19 protein-coding genes are annotated in these 16,936 nt (G+C 44.8%); 15 read left to right on the top strand and 4 right to left on the bottom strand.

All coding sequences use genetic code 11. The features are described from left to right. Positions 1 to 9 precede the first annotated feature (9 nt). The 6 genes from nadB to KXZ66_RS14350 all read left to right on the top strand — a co-directional run bounded on the left by nadB (position 10) and on the right by KXZ66_RS14350 (position 6,370). Positions 10 to 1,605: an L-aspartate oxidase gene (gene nadB / locus KXZ66_RS14375; RefSeq protein ID WP_041850178.1), complete on the top strand. Its 1,596-nt coding sequence runs from the start codon at positions 10 to 12 to the stop codon at positions 1,603 to 1,605. Next, entirely contained in the window at positions 1,559 to 2,428 is an 870-nt protein-coding gene (nadC, locus tag KXZ66_RS14370) for a carboxylating nicotinate-nucleotide diphosphorylase (protein WP_041850177.1), read from the top strand. Before nadB ends, nadC begins: the two co-directional genes overlap by 47 nt. Further along, on the top strand, positions 2,415 to 3,521 hold the full coding sequence (gene nadA / locus KXZ66_RS14365) for a quinolinate synthase NadA (RefSeq protein WP_219144599.1): 1,107 nt from the start codon (positions 2,415 to 2,417) through the stop codon (positions 3,519 to 3,521). Before nadC ends, nadA begins: the two co-directional genes overlap by 14 nt. Positions 3,522 to 3,637: 116 nt before the next feature. Next, entirely contained in the window at positions 3,638 to 4,801 is a 1,164-nt protein-coding gene (safA, locus tag KXZ66_RS14360; protein WP_219144598.1) for a spore coat assembly protein SafA, read from the top strand. Between the two features lie 147 nt (positions 4,802 to 4,948). Next, the gene (gene sgpA, locus KXZ66_RS14355) at positions 4,949 to 5,545 is read left to right on the top strand and encodes a spore germination protein SgpA (RefSeq protein WP_219144597.1); all 597 of its coding nucleotides are present in this window, start codon (positions 4,949 to 4,951) and stop codon (positions 5,543 to 5,545) included. Between the two features lie 102 nt (positions 5,546 to 5,647). Next, the gene (locus tag KXZ66_RS14350) at positions 5,648 to 6,370 is read left to right on the top strand and encodes a YebC/PmpR family DNA-binding transcriptional regulator (RefSeq protein WP_219144979.1); all 723 of its coding nucleotides are present in this window, start codon (positions 5,648 to 5,650) and stop codon (positions 6,368 to 6,370) included. A 40-nt stretch (positions 6,371 to 6,410) separates the two neighbouring features. Here the strand turns inward: KXZ66_RS14350 and KXZ66_RS14345 are convergent, their stop codons facing one another. From KXZ66_RS14345 to KXZ66_RS14335, 3 genes are all read right to left on the bottom strand, one after another. After that, positions 6,411 to 7,865 carry an alanine/glycine:cation symporter family protein gene (locus tag KXZ66_RS14345; protein WP_021480230.1) on the bottom strand — a complete coding sequence of 485 codons (1,455 nt, stop codon included), beginning with the start codon at positions 7,863 to 7,865 and terminating at the stop codon, positions 6,411 to 6,413. A gap of 163 nt (positions 7,866 to 8,028) precedes the next feature. Continuing rightward, on the bottom strand, positions 8,029 to 8,169 hold the full coding sequence (locus KXZ66_RS14340; RefSeq protein WP_004398683.1) for a hypothetical protein: 141 nt from the start codon (positions 8,167 to 8,169) through the stop codon (positions 8,029 to 8,031). Between the two features lie 6 nt (positions 8,170 to 8,175). Next, positions 8,176 to 8,544 (bottom strand): DUF5412 family protein, encoded by a 369-nt coding sequence (locus tag KXZ66_RS14335; RefSeq protein ID WP_172655417.1) that lies wholly within the window; start codon positions 8,542 to 8,544, stop codon positions 8,176 to 8,178. Positions 8,545 to 8,706: 162 nt separating this feature from the next. Here KXZ66_RS14335 and KXZ66_RS14330 point away from each other — a divergent pair, with 162 nt between their 5' ends. Beyond that, entirely contained in the window at positions 8,707 to 8,829 is a 123-nt protein-coding gene (locus KXZ66_RS14330) for a hypothetical protein (RefSeq protein ID WP_003229707.1), read from the top strand. 45 nt (positions 8,830 to 8,874) lie between these two features. On the opposite strand, the gene KXZ66_RS14325 is transcribed toward KXZ66_RS14330, so the two are convergent. Next, positions 8,875 to 9,522, bottom strand: a complete 648-nt coding sequence (locus KXZ66_RS14325; protein ID WP_014480441.1) for a phosphotransferase — start codon at positions 9,520 to 9,522, stop codon at positions 8,875 to 8,877. 237 nt (positions 9,523 to 9,759) lie between these two features. Here KXZ66_RS14325 and iolG point away from each other — a divergent pair, with 237 nt between their 5' ends. From iolG to tgt, 8 genes are all read left to right on the top strand, one after another. Continuing rightward, complete coding sequence (gene iolG, locus KXZ66_RS14320) at positions 9,760 to 10,785, top strand: inositol 2-dehydrogenase (RefSeq protein ID WP_021480226.1); 1,026 nt, start codon at positions 9,760 to 9,762, stop codon at positions 10,783 to 10,785. Between the two features lie 70 nt (positions 10,786 to 10,855). Further along, complete coding sequence (locus KXZ66_RS14315) at positions 10,856 to 12,163, top strand: MFS transporter (protein ID WP_064670977.1); 1,308 nt, start codon at positions 10,856 to 10,858, stop codon at positions 12,161 to 12,163. 47 nt (positions 12,164 to 12,210) lie between these two features. Continuing rightward, positions 12,211 to 12,723 (top strand): sporulation cell-cell signaling protein BofC, encoded by a 513-nt coding sequence (gene bofC / locus KXZ66_RS14310; protein ID WP_163116857.1) that lies wholly within the window; start codon positions 12,211 to 12,213, stop codon positions 12,721 to 12,723. Positions 12,724 to 12,861: 138 nt separating this feature from the next. Then, positions 12,862 to 13,467 carry a Holliday junction branch migration protein RuvA gene (gene ruvA, locus KXZ66_RS14305; protein ID WP_003229717.1) on the top strand — a complete coding sequence of 202 codons (606 nt, stop codon included), beginning with the start codon at positions 12,862 to 12,864 and terminating at the stop codon, positions 13,465 to 13,467. A 10-nt stretch (positions 13,468 to 13,477) separates the two neighbouring features. After that, positions 13,478 to 14,482: a Holliday junction branch migration DNA helicase RuvB gene (gene ruvB, locus KXZ66_RS14300; RefSeq protein WP_003229718.1), complete on the top strand. Its 1,005-nt coding sequence runs from the start codon at positions 13,478 to 13,480 to the stop codon at positions 14,480 to 14,482. Continuing rightward, a complete protein-coding gene (locus KXZ66_RS14295) occupies positions 14,475 to 14,675 on the top strand; it encodes a DUF2905 domain-containing protein (protein WP_003222669.1) in 201 nt (66 codons plus the stop codon). The genes ruvB and KXZ66_RS14295 overlap by 8 nt, the downstream gene beginning before the upstream one ends. Positions 14,676 to 14,704: 29 nt before the next feature. Next, positions 14,705 to 15,733, top strand: a complete 1,029-nt coding sequence (queA, locus tag KXZ66_RS14290) for a tRNA preQ1(34) S-adenosylmethionine ribosyltransferase-isomerase QueA (RefSeq protein WP_003229723.1) — start codon at positions 14,705 to 14,707, stop codon at positions 15,731 to 15,733. Between the two features lie 26 nt (positions 15,734 to 15,759). Then, a complete protein-coding gene (gene tgt / locus KXZ66_RS14285; RefSeq protein WP_003229725.1) occupies positions 15,760 to 16,905 on the top strand; it encodes a tRNA guanosine(34) transglycosylase Tgt in 1,146 nt (381 codons plus the stop codon). Positions 16,906 to 16,936 lie beyond the last annotated feature (31 nt).

The raw sequence follows: 16,936 nt of genomic DNA, 5'->3' as shown, positions 1-16,936 counted from the left end.
GGATGGCATATGTCTAAAAAGACGATTGCAGTCATCGGTTCAGGGGCGGCGGCACTTTCCTTAGCTGCAGCTTTCCCGCCCTCATACGAAGTGACTGTTATCACAAAAAAAAGCGTCAAAAACAGCAATTCTGTCTATGCACAAGGCGGGATTGCTGCGGCCTATGCAAAAGATGACTCGATTGAAGCCCATCTGGAGGATACGTTATACGCAGGGTGCGGCCATAATAATCTAGCTATTGCAGCAGACATTTTACATGATGGAAAAATGATGGTTCAAAGCCTATTGGAGCGTGGATTTCCATTCGACCGCAATGAACGAGGCGGTGTTTGTCTTGGAAAAGAAGGGGCCCACTCATACAACCGTATATTTCATGCAGGCGGAGACGCAACAGGCAGGCTGCTTATCGATTATTTGCTCAAACGGATCAACAGCAAAATCAAGTTAATCGAGAATGAAATGGCAGCAGATTTGCTTATAGAGGACGGACGATGTATCGGCGTCATGACAAAAGACAGCAAAGGGCGGCTCAAGGTAAGGCACGCAGACGAAGTTGTGCTGGCTGCCGGCGGCTGTGGAAACCTGTTTCTTCACCATACAAATGATCCTACTGTCACAGGTGACGGTCTTTCTCTGGCTTACCGGGCCGGGGCGGAATTAACGGATTTGGAGTTTACTCAGTTTCACCCGACACTGCTTGTGAAAAATGGTGTTTCCTACGGGCTTGTTTCAGAAGCTGTCAGAGGGGAAGGCGGATGTTTAGTAGACGAAAACGGCCGCAGGATTATGGCTGAACGGCATCCTTTAGGTGACCTGGCTCCAAGAGATATTGTCTCACGGGTTATTCACGAAGAAATGGCAAAAGGAAATCGCGTTTATATAGACTTCAGTGCGATTTCTGATTTTGAAACACGTTTCCCTACCATCACCGCTATTTGTGAAAAAGCAGAGGTTGATATTCAAAGCGGAAAAATTCCTGTTGCTCCGGGAATGCATTTCTTAATGGGAGGTGTTTCAGTTAATCGCTGGGGAGAAACGACAGTGCCGGGACTTTATGCGATTGGCGAGACAGCATGCTCCGGTTTACATGGAGCAAACCGGCTTGCAAGCAATTCTTTATTGGAAGCGCTGGTATTTGGAAAAAGGGCAGCAGAGCATATTATCCAAAAACCGGTTTATAACAGGCAATATCAATCAAGGTTAGAAACCAGTGTCGTCTACGAGGTGCCGGATATAGAGGTGCATGAACTGCAAAGCAAAATGACAAGCCACATGTCTATTCTGCGGGAACAAAGCAGTTTGATTGAGCTTAGCATCTGGCTTCATACGCTGCCTTTTCAGGAAGTAAATGTGAAGGATATCACAATTCGGCAGATGGAACTTTCTCATCTATGGCAAACTGCAAAGCTGATGACGTTTTCTGCGCTTTTGCGGGAGGAAAGCAGAGGGGCTCACTTCCGCACCGATTTTCCTCATGCTGAGGTGAGCTGGCAAGGAAGACAAATTGTTCATACAAAAAAAGGAACGAAGATCAGAAAAAACGAGGGGATTTGGAACAATGAATCATTTACAGCTGAAAAAATTACTGAATCACTTTTTTCTTGAGGATATTGGGACAGGGGATCTTACATCGCAGTCTATTTTTGGAGAACAGAGCTGTGAAGCGGAGATTGTTGCAAAGTCAGAGGGTATTTTTGCAGGAGCAGCGATCATAAAAGAAGGCTTTTCGTTATTGGACGAAAATGCTCAAATCATTTTGCACAAAAAAGATGGGGACATGTTGCATAAAGGTGAAGTGATTGCCGAGTTACACGGTCCCGCAGCTGCGCTCCTTTCAGGAGAGCGGGTCGTATTAAATCTTATTCAGAGGCTGTCAGGAATTGCGACAATGACAAGAGAGGCTGTTCGGTGTCTGGATGATGAACAGATTAAAATTTGTGACACGAGAAAAACAACACCGGGGCTCAGAATGCTGGAGAAATATGCTGTCAGAGCCGGCGGCGGGTATAATCATCGATTCGGTTTGTATGACGGCATCATGATTAAAGATAATCATATCGCAGCATGCGGCTCTATTTTAGAGGCATGCAAAAAAGCCCGTCAGGCCGCAGGGCACATGGTAAATATCGAGGTGGAAATTGAAACGGAGGGACAGCTGCGGGAAGCAATTGCAGCTGGCGCGGATGTTATTATGTTTGACAACTGTCCGCCTGATACGGTCCGTCATTTTGCAAAGCTCACACCGGATCATATAAAAACTGAAGCCTCCGGCGGGATTACGTTAGAATCTTTGCCTGCTTTTAAAGGGACGGGTGTGAATTATATTTCATTAGGATTTCTGACTCATTCCGTCAAAAGTTTAGATATCAGCATGGATGTTACGTTATCAAATGAATCTGTGGAGGAATGCCGTTATGTCAATTCTTGATGTGATCAAACAATCGAATGATATGATGCCCGAAAGTTATAAAGAACTATCGAGAAAGGATATGGAAATGCGCGTTGCCGCCATTAAGAAAAAGTTCAGCAGCAGGCTCTTTATACCAGGCCATCATTATCAAAAGGATGAAGTGATACAATTTGCTGACCAAACAGGCGACTCCCTGCAATTGGCCCAAGTAGCGGAAAAAAACAAAGAAGCGGATTATATCGTATTTTGCGGCGTTCACTTTATGGCAGAAACCGCCGATATGCTGACAAGCGAGCAGCAAACGGTTGTCCTGCCAGATATGAGAGCAGGATGTTCTATGGCTGACATGGCTGACATGCAGCAGACCAATAGGGCATGGAAGAAGCTTCAGCATATATTTGGAGATACGATCATACCTTTAACTTATGTGAACTCCACTGCGGAGATCAAGGCATTCGTCGGAAAACATGGCGGAGCAACTGTGACTTCTTCGAATGCGAAAAAAGTGCTTGAATGGGCGTTTACACAGAAAAAAAGAATTTTATTTTTGCCTGATCAGCATTTAGGGAGAAATACGGCTTATGATCTGGGCATTGCGCTTGAAGATATGGCTGTGTGGGACCCGATAAAAGATGAATTAGTAGCTGAATCCGGGTATACGAATGTGAAAGTGATTTTGTGGAAAGGGCATTGCTCTGTTCACGAGAAATTCACCACTAAAAATATCCTTGATATGAGAGAGCGAGACCCCGACATTCAGATCATTGTGCACCCGGAATGTTCACACGAAGTCGTGACACTAAGCGATGATAACGGATCAACGAAATATATTATCGACACAATCAACCAGGCTCCGGCGGGAAGCAAGTGGGCAATCGGGACAGAAATGAATCTTGTTCAGCGGATCATTCACGAGCATCCAGATAAACAAATCGAATCACTTAACCCTGACATGTGCCCTTGCCTGACAATGAACCGAATTGATTTGCCGCATTTGTTGTGGTCGCTGGAACAAATTGAAAAAGGAGAACCTTCAGGCGTCATCAAGGTGCCAAAAGCCATTCAGGAAGATGCACTCCTTGCCCTGAATCGAATGCTTTCGATCACGTAGATCAGAAATATTTTCCCTTCCTTTACTCATAACTTCTTTTGTTCAGGCATATGTTGTGAAGAAACATATTGTAATCACAGCTGAACTGTTCACGTTTTGCATAGGAGGGGAAAACGTTGAAAATCCATATCGTTCAAAAAGGTGATTCGCTCTGGAAAATAGCTGAAAAGTACGGAGTCGATGTTGAGGAAGTGAAAAAACTCAATACACAGCTTAGCAATCCAGACTTAATCATGCCTGGAATGAAAATAAAAGTGCCGTCAGAAGGAGTCCCGGTCAGAAAAGAGCCAAAAGCGGGCAAAAGTCCTGCGGCCGGGAGTGTGAAGCAAGAACATCCATATGCGAAAGAGAAGCCTAAATCCGTTGTCGATGTAGAAGACACAAAGCCGAAAGAAAAGAAGTCCATGCCGTATGTCCCGCCGATGCCTAATTTGCAGGAAAATGTGTACCCTGAAGCTGATGTGAACGATTATTATGATATGAAACAGCTTTTCCAGCCCTGGTCGCCTCCTAAACCGGAGGAGCCGAAAAAACATCATGACGGAAATATGGATCATATGTATCATATGCAAGACCAATTTCCACAACAGGAGGCTATGAGTAATATGGAAAATGCAAATTATCCGAATATGCCTAATATGCCAAAGGCGCCAGAGGTAGGCGGTGTAGAAGAGGAAAACGTTCATCACACAGTTCCGAATATGCCGATGCCGGCTGTTCAGCCTTATTATCATTATCCGGCTCATTTCGTACCGTGTCCGGTGCCTGTTTCGCCAATTCTTCCAGGATCAGGATTATGCTATCCGTACTATCCGGCACAAGCTTATCCAATGCATCCGATGCATGGATACCAGCCAGGCTTTGTATCGCCTCAGTATGACCCGGGTTATGAAAACCAGCATCATGAAAACAGCCATCACGGACATTACGGTTCATACGGTGCGCCGCAATACGCATCTCCGGCTTATGGATCTCCGTATGGACATATGCCGTATGGCCCTTATTACGGCACTCCCCAAGTAATGGGAGCATACCAGCCTGCTGCGGCTCATGGTTACATGCCGTACAAAGATCATGACGACTGCGGCTGTGACGGTGATCATCAGCCATATTTCTCTGCGCCTGGCCATTCGGGAATGGGAGCTTACGGAAGCCCCAATATGCCATATGGCACAGCTAACCAAAATCCAAACCCATATTCGGCAGGAGTTTCTATGCCAATGACGAATCAGCCTTCTGTAAACCAAATGTTTGGCCGGCCGGAAGAAGAAAATGAGTGATCGTTCGGAACGATGTAAATCGTTCCTTTTTTTATTTTTAAGCAGATCACTGCCAAATGGAGAGAACTGACACGCTTAACATGCCCCCCATACGCACATGATAAAAGCGAGCAAACATGCTCAATTCGTCCACGGGGGGTTTTTCCATTGGGTAAAAAAATGACGATCGCTAGCCTGATTATAATGACAGCCGGCTTAACAGCATGCGGAGCAAACGATAATGCTATGAATGATACGCGCAATAACGGCAATACCCGTCCAATCGGATATTATACAAATGAAAATGACGCCGATAGACAGGGAGACGGAATCGACCACGATGGTCCTGTTTCTGAATTAATGGAGGATCAGAACGACGGTAACCGAAACACCACGAATGTAAATAACCGTGACCGTGTTACTGCTGACGATCGTGTTCCTTTGGCAACTGACGGAACATATAACAACACGAATAACCGAAACATGAATCGGAATGCAGCGAACAACGGGTATGACAACCAAGAAAACAGAAGACTGGCTGCAAAAATTGCCAACCGTGTGAAACAAGTGAAAAACGTCAATGACACACAAGTTATGGTATCGGATGACCGAGTAGTTATCGCAGTCAGAAGCCACAGAGAGTTCACAAAGTCTGACAGAGATAATGTCATAAAAGCAGCGCGCAACTATGCAAATGGCCGTGATGTCCAGGTATCAACAGATAAAGGGCTGTTCAGAAAACTTCATAAAATGAACAACCGCTAGGAAGGAAGGGCTGCCGGAAGTGATATTCGGCAGCCTTTTTCTTTGCATCAGCGAACAATTCCCATTAAAGTGTACATAGAAAATGTAAAAGAAGGTGAAAACATGGCAGGCCATTCCAAGTGGAAAAACATTCAAAAAAGAAAAAATGCACAGGATGCAAAGCGCGGCAAAATATTTATGAAGCTTGCAAAAGAAATCTATGTGGCAACGAAAGAAGGCGGAGCGGATCCAGAAGCAAATTCAGCATTGCGTCTTGTCATCGAAAAAGCAAAAGGCGCCAATATGCCGAATGAAAATATAGATCGGGCCATTAAAAAAGCTGCGGGAGGCCAAGACGGAAGCAGCTATGAAGAAATCACCTATGAAGGCTACGGCCCTTCAGGGATTGCCGTCATGGTTGAATGCGTAACAGATAATAAAAACCGAACGGCGTCAAATGTGCGGACAGCCTTTAATAAAAATGGCGGAAGTCTGGGAGAAAGCGGATGTGTAGCCTTTTTATTTGAACGAAAGGGGTTCATTACGATAGACCGTACTGAACGGCAAATAGAAGAAGATGAGCTCATGCTTGATGTGCTTGAAGCAGGAGGAGAAGAGCTGCGAATTGAAGAAAACCTATATGAGGTGTTCACAGAGCCTGAGCATTTTGAAGAGGTGAAAACAGCCCTCGAATCGAAATATCTAATTTCTTCGGCGGAGGTGACCATGCTTCCCAATACCTATGCAGAAGCCGATGATCAGGCTGTTGAGAAGCTGGAAACATTAATAGACGTCCTTGAAGATGACGATGATGTTCAAGAAGTGTATACAAACTATCGCTCATAAAAAACCGGCACGATGTCATATCGGGCCGGTTTTAGTATGTTCAGGAGACACGTTCACTTTCATGAGTGTATTCTTTCTCCCAGAAATCAGCGTTTTTGATACCCAGCGCTTTTGGATCAAAGACCGGGTCTAAGCCCTGCTTCTTTTGGCGCTCATAATCCTTTAAAGCAAGGAGCGCCGGCTTGGCAAGCAGCACAATGGCAATGACGTTCAGCCATACCATAATGCCAAGCCCTGCATCCCCTAATGCCCAAGCAAGTGAAGCTGTTTTCACAGTACCATAGAACGTGGCGGCTAAAATAATCAGTTTTAAGCCAAGCATCGCCCATTTGCTTTCTCTGCCTCGTGCTAAATAGGCGATATTTGTTTCTGCGATGTAGTAATACGCCATAATTGTTGTAAAAGCGAAGAAGAATAAAGCGATGGCAACAAAGCCTGCACCGAATCCGGGAAGAACACTGTCAATTGCCGCTTGTGTGAAACCAGGTCCTGCTTCTACGCCTTTAAGCTGGTGAACGATAAAGGAACCATCTGCAGCCTGGGTATTGTACATGCCGGTAAACAATATCATGAAAGCTGTAGCGGAACATACAAACAAGGTGTCAATATAAACAGAAAATGCCTGAACCAGTCCCTGCTTGACCGGATGAGAAACCTCTGCAGCAGCTGCTGGATGCGGGCCTGTTCCCTGGCCGGCTTCGTTTGAATAAATGCCACGTTTAACGCCCCAGGAAATCGCCATGCCGATCAAGCCGCCAAAAGCGGAATCCAATGCAAAGGCGCTTTTGAATATTAATGAGATCACAGCAGGCAATTCAGACACATTCATGACAATAATAATCAAAGACAGCAGGATATATCCAATTGCCATAAATGGAACAATCATTTGCGCCGCATTGGCAATTCGTTTGACGCCGCCAAAAATAATGAACCCTAATAATAAAACCAGACCACACCCTGTGACGAAAGGAGAGATGCCGAATGCATTTTGGATCCCAGCCGCAATGGAGTTGGACTGTACGCCCGGCATTAGAAAGGCCATTGCAATAAGGGCAGCAGCGGCAAATAAGACGGCAAACCACTTAATGCCTAAGCCTTTTTCTATATAATAAGCAGGGCCGCCCCGATATTGACCGTCTTGTTTCACTTTGTAAATTTGAGCAAGCGTTGATTCTACAAAGGCACTCGCCGCCCCGATAAAGGCAATCGCCCACATCCAGAACACTGCACCGGGTCCGCCGAATGCAATTGCTGTCGCCACTCCCGCGATGTTTCCTGTGCCCACACGGCCGGACAGCGCAATCGATAACGCTTGGAAAGATGAAACGCCGGCTTCAGAGCTCTTGCCTTTGAACATCTGAACAATCATTTCTTTTAAATGTCGGACTTGTAAAAAACGGGTCATAATTGAAAAGGCGAATCCAATTCCCAATAAAATATAAATGACGGGCGTACTCCATAAGACCGCATTCAAACTAGCAACAAAATCTGCCATCAAGCTTCCCCCTCACTTCAAATTCGAATACATGTATAAAAAGGATTTTGGTCTAATCGAACTATTTCTACAATCGATTTGTCACATTATATGACCTGTAATTATCAATAAGAAGAGGAAGGGAAAAAGAAAAAACGCGGCGTATCGACTACGCTGCGTTTTTCTACAGAGGCAAACTTATGGCAATTGTTATAAAATCCTTCAGCAACAAATAGCCTAGTTCAGTCAAACCGTATATAAAGGATAAAGCAATCACAAAATGATTGAAATGCTTTTCATCATTTGTTCCGTTCATCTTATTCATGTTTCATCACCTCACTGACGCCTGCGGCGGTTCTTCACGTATCCAATGATCATCTTTTCGCCAATCATACGTTTCATCAGTATCGAGATGTAAAGTCTGATTGCCGATTTTCACTGTATTGTAATTGATCCACGTCACTGCTGGGCGGCTGTCCGGGTAATTCCAGTAGATTGTTCTCTTGACAAGTGTTTTTTCATTTACAAGTTCACCTCTGGCTGCATCTAAGCTCAAGGTGTTTTCGGATACATAAGTGTTTAACGTATAGCTGCCGTCCGGCGATTCAACAGATTGGACGAGATTCCCTTTCGGAACGTTTTTTAGTGAAAATAACATCCAATAAATGGCGCCGCCGAAGAAGACCAGCAGGGCAAACATAATAAGCGGGATGTTGCTGCGTGTCTTAATGTGACTCTCTCCCTTTTTTTCTCTCATTTTACTATATATCGGATTCATATGATCTTTACATTTCTTTAAAATTACCTTAATAAAGCAATGATAAGATGAAATAAAGCCAATAAAGGGTGAGGGGAGACAGAAATGGAAAAAACGTATTGTCATTCCGGCGAGAAGGACCCAGAAGCGGTCTACTTAACTGTGAGAGGCTATCGAATTAAGCTGTCGCCTGAACAAATGAAACTGATTTCTGCCGTCAGAAAGTAAAAAATACATGATAAAGGCAGCCGCTTGTGCGGCTGCCTTTTTGATTTAAGAATATTTTCTTTTCCGCTGTGCGAAATGCTTTTGAAACCAATCTTTCTTATATAAAAATGCGATGATCTCCAGCCAAAAACCCGGAATCTTTTTGGGGAATATCGGTTTTTTGTAGAGTGCATGATATGCGGATTTTAAGTCGTCCCACTGCGTGCATGTTTTTGTCTGCTCAAATCTCGCAACATCAATCACCCGCACCGCCCCGGTTTCTGTCAATATCAGATTTCGCAAATGAATATCTGACGGGTTCAGTCCGGCTGCCCGGGCGTCAGAAAGCGCTTCTTCAACCTGCTGAATCATGTCATCACTGATTGCAATGCCTTTCTTCAGACAGTTATAAAAGGTTTCACCTTTAATATATTCCATGAGAATAAATGAATCGCCAGTTTCGTAAATGTCAGGATAGAATGCGGACCCGGCTAATTTTTCATAGATCGCTGCTTCTTTGACTGCTGTCGCTCGATATTCCGGAAAAAATACTTTCAGCGCCATTTTTCGACCGCCTTCTGTTAAGGCAAACACATAGGCGCTTCTTCCCTTGCCGATTAGTGTTAATTCCTCGGATTTCTCTTTGACTTTATCAAATCTGCTGTTCTTGCGGTATATGACGGAATGGGCCAGTGCCTCTGCTTTTGTCAGCATTTCATTCACCTTCTTTGCTCTATTTTATGCAGTTGTTTATAGGAAAATCATAAACTGTTCAGGAAAAAGAGCCTAATTCTAGTGTATCTGGTCTTGAAGAAGAAGGCTACTTATAAGCATGAATTGTGATAAAAGTGACATAGAACGTTTAATTTCCATTCTTGAAAAGCGCTTACAAATGGGATAGTATTAATTTTAAATAAAGCGCTTTCGTGAATGATCAAGGGGGAAGAAGCTATGACAAAACAGATTGTGACAGGGATTATCGGTGCAGGCCGCATCGGCAAACTTCATGTTCAAAATATAAGCCGGATTCCTCACATGAAAATAAAAGCAGTCTCTGACATTCAGGCAAGCCGTATAAAAAGCTGGGCCGACAGTCATCAGATTGAATACATAACCTCTGATTATCGTGATTTATTACATGATCCTGATATTGATGCTATTTTTATTTGCTCTCCTACAGCCGTACATGCACAGATGATCAAAGAAGCAGCCGAGGCGAAAAAGCATATATTTTGTGAGAAGCCCGTTAGTTTCTCTCTGGACGAAACGAGTGAAGCGCTTGCGGCTGTCCGGAAACACGGGGTAACACTTCAAGTCGGATTTAACCGCCGCTTTGATCCTCATTTTAAGAAAATCAAAACGATTGTTGAAAATGGTGAAATCGGTACACCTCATTTATTAAGAATCACGTCCCGGGACCCAGAACCCCCGAATATAGATTATGTCCGTACGTCAGGCGGATTGTTTATGGATATGTCGATCCATGATTTTGATATGGCCAGATATATTATGGGAAGCGAAGTGACGGAAGTGTATGCCAAAGGGGCGGCTTTGGTGAATCCTTCTTTTGCGGAGCTGGGTGATATTGATACAGCTGTTATTACACTGACTTTTGAAAACGGTGCCATGGCTGTGATTGATAACAGCCGCCAAGCTGTGTACGGATATGACCAGCGGGTTGAGGTTTTCGGGACGAAAGGCTCTGCAGCGGCTGACAATAGCAGGCCGACAACGGTTGAGGTGTCAACAGCTGATTTTGTGATGAAGGATAAACCGCATTTCTTTTTCCTTGAACGCTATAAGGATGCATATGAGGAGGAGATTCTCCGTTTTGCAGAAGCGATCGGCACAAACCAGGAGACTCCCTGCACCGGCAATGACGGTTTACAGGCCGGAAGGATCGCCAGAGCAGCACAGCAATCGCTTGCTTTTGGCATGCCTGTCAGCATTGAGCACACTGAAAAAATCGCTTTTTAATCTAACAGGATTACAATTCAGCAAGCTTGGGTATATACTCCATTGATACTTTAAGTAGGCGGTGGAGAAAATGAATACAGTACATGCTAAAGGAAATGTTTTGAACAAAATCGGAATTCCTTCTCACATGGTTTGGGGTTATATTGGCGTTGTCATCTTTATGGTTGGAGACGGCCTCGAACAAGGCTGGCTGTCTCCTTTTCTCGTTGATCATGGTCTCAGTATGCAGCAATCCGCATCGTTATTTACCATGTACGGCATTGCTGTCACCATCTCAGCTTGGCTTTCAGGAACGTTTGTCCAAACTTGGGGGCCGAGAAAAACGATGACTGTCGGATTGCTTGCATTTATCCTCGGTTCGGCCGCTTTTATCGGCTGGGCGATTCCTCATATGTATTATCCGGCTCTTTTGGGCAGCTATGCTCTTAGAGGCTTGGGATATCCGCTGTTTGCATACTCTTTTCTCGTATGGGTGTCATACAGCACCTCTCAAAATATTCTCGGCAAAGCCGTCGGCTGGTTTTGGTTTATGTTTACGTGCGGCCTTAACGTGCTCGGCCCGTTCTATTCCAGCTATGCAGTTCCGGCCTTTGGAGAAATCAATACGCTTTGGAGCGCTTTACTGTTTGTGGCGGCAGGCGGAATTCTTGCCTTATTTTTTAACAAAGATAAATTTACTCCGATACAAAAACAAGATCAGCCGAAATGGAAAGAACTGTCGAAGGCATTTACGATTATGTTTGAAAACCCAAAGGTAGGCATCGGCGGAGTGGTCAAGACGATTAATGCGATAGGACAATTTGGATTTGCCATCTTTCTTCCTACTTATTTAGCAGGATACGGGTATTCGGTTTCGGAATGGCTGCAAATATGGGGGACGCTGTTTTTTGTGAATATTGTGTTTAATATCATTTTCGGTGCAGTCGGAGATAGACTTGGCTGGCGCAATACGGTCATGTGGTTTGGCGGTGTCGGATGCGGTATTTTTACGCTGGCGCTGTATTACACGCCTCAGCTGATCGGGCATCAGTATTGGGTGCTCATGATTATCGCCTGCTGCTACGGCGCGGCTTTAGCAGGATACGTTCCATTAAGCGCGCTTTTGCCGACGCTTGCACCTGATAATAAAGGTGCTGCCATGTCAGTGTTGAATTTGGGATCTGGTTTATGTGCGTTTATCGCGCCGGGCATCGTGAGTCTTTTCATTGGGCCGCTCGGTGCAGGCGGCGTGATTTGGATCTTTGCGGCATTGTATTTTTTCAGTGCCTTTCTGACGCGATTCTTGACAATTTCTGAGCAAAGCACAGATGTGTATACGGAGGAACGGTTTGTCAGGGAAAATGTGCAGACAAATTTTGATAAAACGGTTAAGCAGTAGCCTCTTTGGTCAAACTAATCATAAACGTGTGCAAAGAGGTGTAGAGGGTGAAACGATTCAGCACGGCGTATCTTTTGCTGGGCATTCTTTGCTCAGCGGCAGTATTTTTATTAGGAGCTCCTTCCCGCGCACTTGGCGCGGAAGTGGAGCACTATGAGCCGCTGCAGGTGCATGTGCAGCTTGAAAAGGTGTATTTGGACGGCGATGTCAGCATTGAGCATAGGCATGAAAAAGTGTTTTCTATGGATGATTTTTGGGCAGCTTATGCCGGATGGACGCTTGTGGAACAAAAAAAGGGATATGTGCTCTTCCGGAAGCAAATGGACGATATATCTCCGCTCAGCAAGGTCAACGGGTATATCGGTGTATCGGATAATGGAGTGATTTCCACTTTTCATGGGCGGCCTGAGCCAGCTTCCGAACCAATTCAGTCTTTTTTTCAAATTGATTTAGAAAGGCTGGAAAGCCATATGCAAAAAAATCTGCTGAAAGGCATTCCATTTCGGACAAAAGCGGAGTTTGAGGATGTCATCGAACATATGAAGACATACAGCGGGTAACGTCCGCTGATTGAAGACATGTATTCATGTCTTTTTTTTCGTGAAAGAATGAGAGAGAAGCGAACATATGTTAACTTTTCTATAAGACTTTGGCTGTTTTTATGGTACAATGAAGAACAGTCAAAGAGGTGAATTTGCGTGATTGAATTTGTTAAAGGGACGATTGATTATGTATCTCCCCAATATATTGTCATAGAGAACGGCGGCATCGGCTATCAGATTTTCACGCCGAATCCGTTTATATATAAGGAGAGAAGCCAGGAAACGATTTTTACATACCATCATATCAGAGAGGATGCTTTTTCGCTTTACGGTTTTTCAACAAGAGAGGAGAAGGCGCTCTTTACAAAGCTGTTAAACGTGACCGGAATTGGCCCGAAAGGAGCACTTGCCATCTTGGGCTCGGGTGATCCCGGAGCGGTCATCCAAGCAATTGAAAATGAAGATGAAGCTTTTTTGGTCAAGTTTCCTGGAGTAGGAAAGAAAACCGCACGCCAGATTATTCTAGATTTAAAAGGAAAGCTGGCAGATGTTGTGCCTGAAATGATTGAAAATCTGTTTAATCATGAAGAAAGGCTTGAAAAGCAAACAGCGGAAACGGCTCTTGAAGAAGCACTTGAAGCCCTCAGGGTTCTCGGATATGCTGAAAAAGAAATCAAAAAGGTGCTTCCTCACCTTAAAGAAGAAATTGGGCTGACAACAGACCAATATGTGAAAAAAGCATTACAAAAACTATTAAAGTAAGGTGATGTTCATGGATGAACGGCTCGTCTCAAGTGAAGCAGACAACCATGAATCAGTGATAGAGCAAAGCCTGAGGCCGCAAAATCTGGCACAGTATATCGGGCAGCATAAGGTAAAAGAAAATTTGCGCGTGTTTATAGATGCGGCGAAAATGAGACAGGAGACGCTGGATCATGTTCTTCTGTACGGGCCGCCCGGACTCGGAAAAACAACGCTTGCTTCGATTGTTGCTAATGAAATGGGAGTGGAATTGCGGACGACATCAGGGCCTGCTATTGAAAGGCCTGGTGATTTGGCTGCTATATTAACGGCGCTGGAACCGGGAGATGTATTATTTATTGATGAAATACATAGGCTGCACAGATCGATCGAAGAGGTGCTTTATCCTGCAATGGAAGACTTTTGCCTGGACATTGTGATTGGCAAAGGCCCATCTGCCCGCTCGGTTCGGCTCGACCTTCCGCCTTTTACGCTGGTGGGAGCCACGACGAGGGTGGGGCTTTTGACGGCTCCTTTAAGAGACAGATTCGGCGTCATGTCTCGCCTTGAGTACTATACACAAGAAGAACTGGCGGATATTGTCACAAGAACCGCTGATGTATTCGAGGTTGAGATTGATAAACCGTCGGCTCTTGAAATTGCAAGAAGATCGAGAGGGACGCCCCGCGTGGCGAACCGCCTGCTGAGAAGGGTGCGCGATTTCGCCCAAGTGCTGGGTGACAGCAGGATTACGGAAGACATTTCTCAGAATGCGCTGGAGCGGCTTCAGGTTGACCGTCTCGGTTTGGATCATATTGATCATAAGCTGCTGATGGGCATGATCGAAAAATTCAACGGCGGCCCAGTAGGCCTTGATACGATTTCAGCTACCATCGGCGAGGAATCGCATACGATTGAAGACGTATATGAACCATATCTGCTGCAAATTGGATTTATACAAAGAACGCCGCGTGGAAGGATCGTGACACCGGCCGTTTATCATCATTTCCAAATGGAGGCTCCCCGATATGACTGAATTTCCTAAGATCATCATGATTCTTGGTGCTGTTTTGCTTATTATCGGAGCAGTTTTGCATTTTGTCGGCAAGATGCCGGGAGATATTTTTGTAAAAAAAGGAAATGTCACGTTTTTCTTCCCGGTTGTCACTTGTATTATTATAAGTGTGGTATTATCAATTTTGCTTAATCTTTTTGGCAGAATGAAATAACAAAAGACTAGAATAAAGGTGAAATCATCATGAAAGTCGATTTATTTGATTTTGAACTACCAGAACGTTTAATTGCACAAGTACCGTTGGAGCAGCGTGATGCTTCAAGGCTGATGGTGCTCGATAAACATACAGGAGAGCTTACTGACAGCTCGTTTAAACACATTATCAGCTTCTTTAACGAAGGCGATTGTCTAGTCCTGAACAATACCCGGGTACTGCCTGCGCGGTTATTCGGCACAAAAGAGGATACCGGCGCGAAAGTGGAACTTCTTTTGTTGAAACAGGAAACCGGTGATAAATGGGAAACACTTGCCAAACCGGCGAAACGGGTGAAAAAAGGAACTGTTGTCACATTTGGAGACGGAAGATTGAAGGCAATCTGCACGGAAGAGCTTGAGCACGGCGGCAGAAAGATGGAATTTCAATATGATGGTATTTTCTACGAGGTGCTTGAATCCCTTGGAGAGATGCCGCTCCCTCCATATATCAAAGAACAGCTTGATGACAAAGAGCGCTACCAGACAGTGTATTCAAAAGAAATCGGCTCTGCTGCTGCGCCTACAGCTGGCCTTCACTTCACGGAAGAAATCTTACAGCAGCTGAAAGACAAAGGCGTGCAAATTGAGTTCATCACACTGCACGTAGGCCTTGGAACGTTTCGCCCTGTGAGTGCCGATGAAGTGGAAGAGCATAATATGCATGCAGAGTTTTATCAAATGTCAGAAGAAACGGCTGCAGCCTTAAACAAAGTAAGAGAAAATGGCGGTCGGATCATTTCTGTCGGCACGACCTCGACACGCACGCTTGAGACGATTGCCGGGGAACATGACGGGCAATTTAAAGCATCAAGCGGCTGGACATCTATTTTTATTTATCCGGGCTATGAATTTAAAGCCATTGACGGAATGATTACAAACTTCCATTTGCCGAAATCGTCATTGATTATGCTGGTCAGCGCGCTTGCTGGAAGAGAAAACATTCTGCGTGCCTATAACCATGCAGTGGAAGAGGAATACCGTTTCTTCAGCTTCGGAGACGCGATGCTGATTATATAATTTGAGAACAGGAGGCCTCATCAAAAGTGGCTGAACAACCAATACGCTATGAATTTATAAAAGAATGCAAACAAACAGGAGCGCGGCTGGGCAAAGTGCATACGCCTCACGGCTCCTTCGAAACGCCGGTTTTTATGCCGGTCGGCACACTGGCGACAGTCAAAACAATGTCGCCTGAAGAGCTGAAAGCAATGGATGCAGGTATCATTTTGAGCAACACTTATCATCTATGGCTTCGTCCGGGCCAAGACATTGTCAAAGAAGCGGGCGGGCTCCATAAATTTATGAACTGGGACCGCGCAATTTTAACAGATTCAGGCGGTTTTCAGGTCTTTTCTTTAAGCAAGTTTCGTAATATAGAGGAAGAGGGTGTCCATTTCCGCAATCATCTAAATGGAGACAAGCTGTTTTTATCTCCGGAAAAAGCGATGGAGATCCAAAACGCACTCGGCTCTGATATTATGATGGCGTTTGATGAATGCCCGCCATACCCGGCGGAGTACGACTACATGAAGAGGTCAGTTGAACGGACAAGCCGTTGGGCGGAACGTTGCCTGAATGCCCACAATCGTCAGGATGAACAAGGGCTGTTTGGTATTGTACAAGGCGGAGAATATGAAGATCTGCGGACACAAAGTGCGAAGGACTTGATTTCCCTTGATTTTCCGGGATATGCTATAGGCGGATTGTCTGTAGGTGAACCGAAGGATGTCATGAACCGTGTACTCGAATTTACAACACCGCTCTTGCCGAAGGATAAACCGAGATATCTGATGGGAGTAGGTTCTCCGGATGCACTGATCGACGGAGCGATCCGCGGGGTCGATATGTTTGACTGTGTGCTGCCTACACGGATTGCAAGAAACGGCACAGTGTTTACTGCTGAAGGACGACTCAATATGAAAAATGCGAAATTTGAAAGAGACTTCCGTCCGATTGATGAAGAGTGTGATTGCTATACATGTAAAAACTACACTCGCGCGTACATTAGGCACTTGATTCGCTGTAATGAAACATTCGGCCTTCGATTAACAACTTACCATAACCTTCATTTTCTGTTACACTTAATGGAGCAGGTAAGACAGGCTATTCGCGAGGATCGTCTGGGTGATTTCAGAGAAGAGTTCTTTGAGCGTTACGGCTATAACAAGCCAAATGCGAAAAGCTTCTAAATAAACATAACAGGCTTACAGAAAGGGGTGA

Source organism: Bacillus sp. LJBS17, from assembly GCF_019334685.1.
Taxonomy (GTDB): Bacteria; Bacillota; Bacilli; order Bacillales; family Bacillaceae; genus Bacillus; species Bacillus subtilis.
Note: the sequence above shows the minus strand (reverse complement) of the source record. Positions and strands in the feature narration are given on the sequence as shown.

What these genes read in the sequence shown, in the direction of transcription:
- nadB (WP_041850178.1), top strand. Translation starts at nt 10, where the DNA reads ATGTCTAAAAAGACGATTGCAGTCATCGGTTCAGGGGCGGCGGCACTT.
- nadC (WP_041850177.1), top strand. Translation starts at nt 1,559, where the DNA reads ATGAATCATTTACAGCTGAAAAAATTACTGAATCACTTTTTTCTTGAG.
- nadA (WP_219144599.1), top strand. Translation starts at nt 2,415, where the DNA reads ATGTCAATTCTTGATGTGATCAAACAATCGAATGATATGATGCCCGAA.
- KXZ66_RS14350 (WP_219144979.1), top strand. Translation starts at nt 5,648, where the DNA reads ATGGCAGGCCATTCCAAGTGGAAAAACATTCAAAAAAGAAAAAATGCA.
- KXZ66_RS14345 (WP_021480230.1), bottom strand. Translation starts at nt 7,865, where the DNA reads ATGGCAGATTTTGTTGCTAGTTTGAATGCGGTCTTATGGAGTACGCCC.
- KXZ66_RS14340 (WP_004398683.1), bottom strand. Translation starts at nt 8,169, where the DNA reads ATGAATAAGATGAACGGAACAAATGATGAAAAGCATTTCAATCATTTT.
- KXZ66_RS14335 (WP_172655417.1), bottom strand. Translation starts at nt 8,544, where the DNA reads ATGTTTGCCCTGCTGGTCTTCTTCGGCGGCGCCATTTATTGGATGTTA.
- KXZ66_RS14330 (WP_003229707.1), top strand. Translation starts at nt 8,707, where the DNA reads ATGGAAAAAACGTATTGTCATTCCGGCGAGAAGGACCCAGAAGCGGTC.
- KXZ66_RS14325 (WP_014480441.1), bottom strand. Translation starts at nt 9,522, where the DNA reads ATGCTGACAAAAGCAGAGGCACTGGCCCATTCCGTCATATACCGCAAG.
- iolG (WP_021480226.1), top strand. Translation starts at nt 9,760, where the DNA reads ATGACAAAACAGATTGTGACAGGGATTATCGGTGCAGGCCGCATCGGC.
- KXZ66_RS14315 (WP_064670977.1), top strand. Translation starts at nt 10,856, where the DNA reads ATGAATACAGTACATGCTAAAGGAAATGTTTTGAACAAAATCGGAATT.
- ruvB (WP_003229718.1), top strand. Translation starts at nt 13,478, where the DNA reads ATGGATGAACGGCTCGTCTCAAGTGAAGCAGACAACCATGAATCAGTG.
- KXZ66_RS14295 (WP_003222669.1), top strand. Translation starts at nt 14,475, where the DNA reads ATGACTGAATTTCCTAAGATCATCATGATTCTTGGTGCTGTTTTGCTT.
- queA (WP_003229723.1), top strand. Translation starts at nt 14,705, where the DNA reads ATGAAAGTCGATTTATTTGATTTTGAACTACCAGAACGTTTAATTGCA.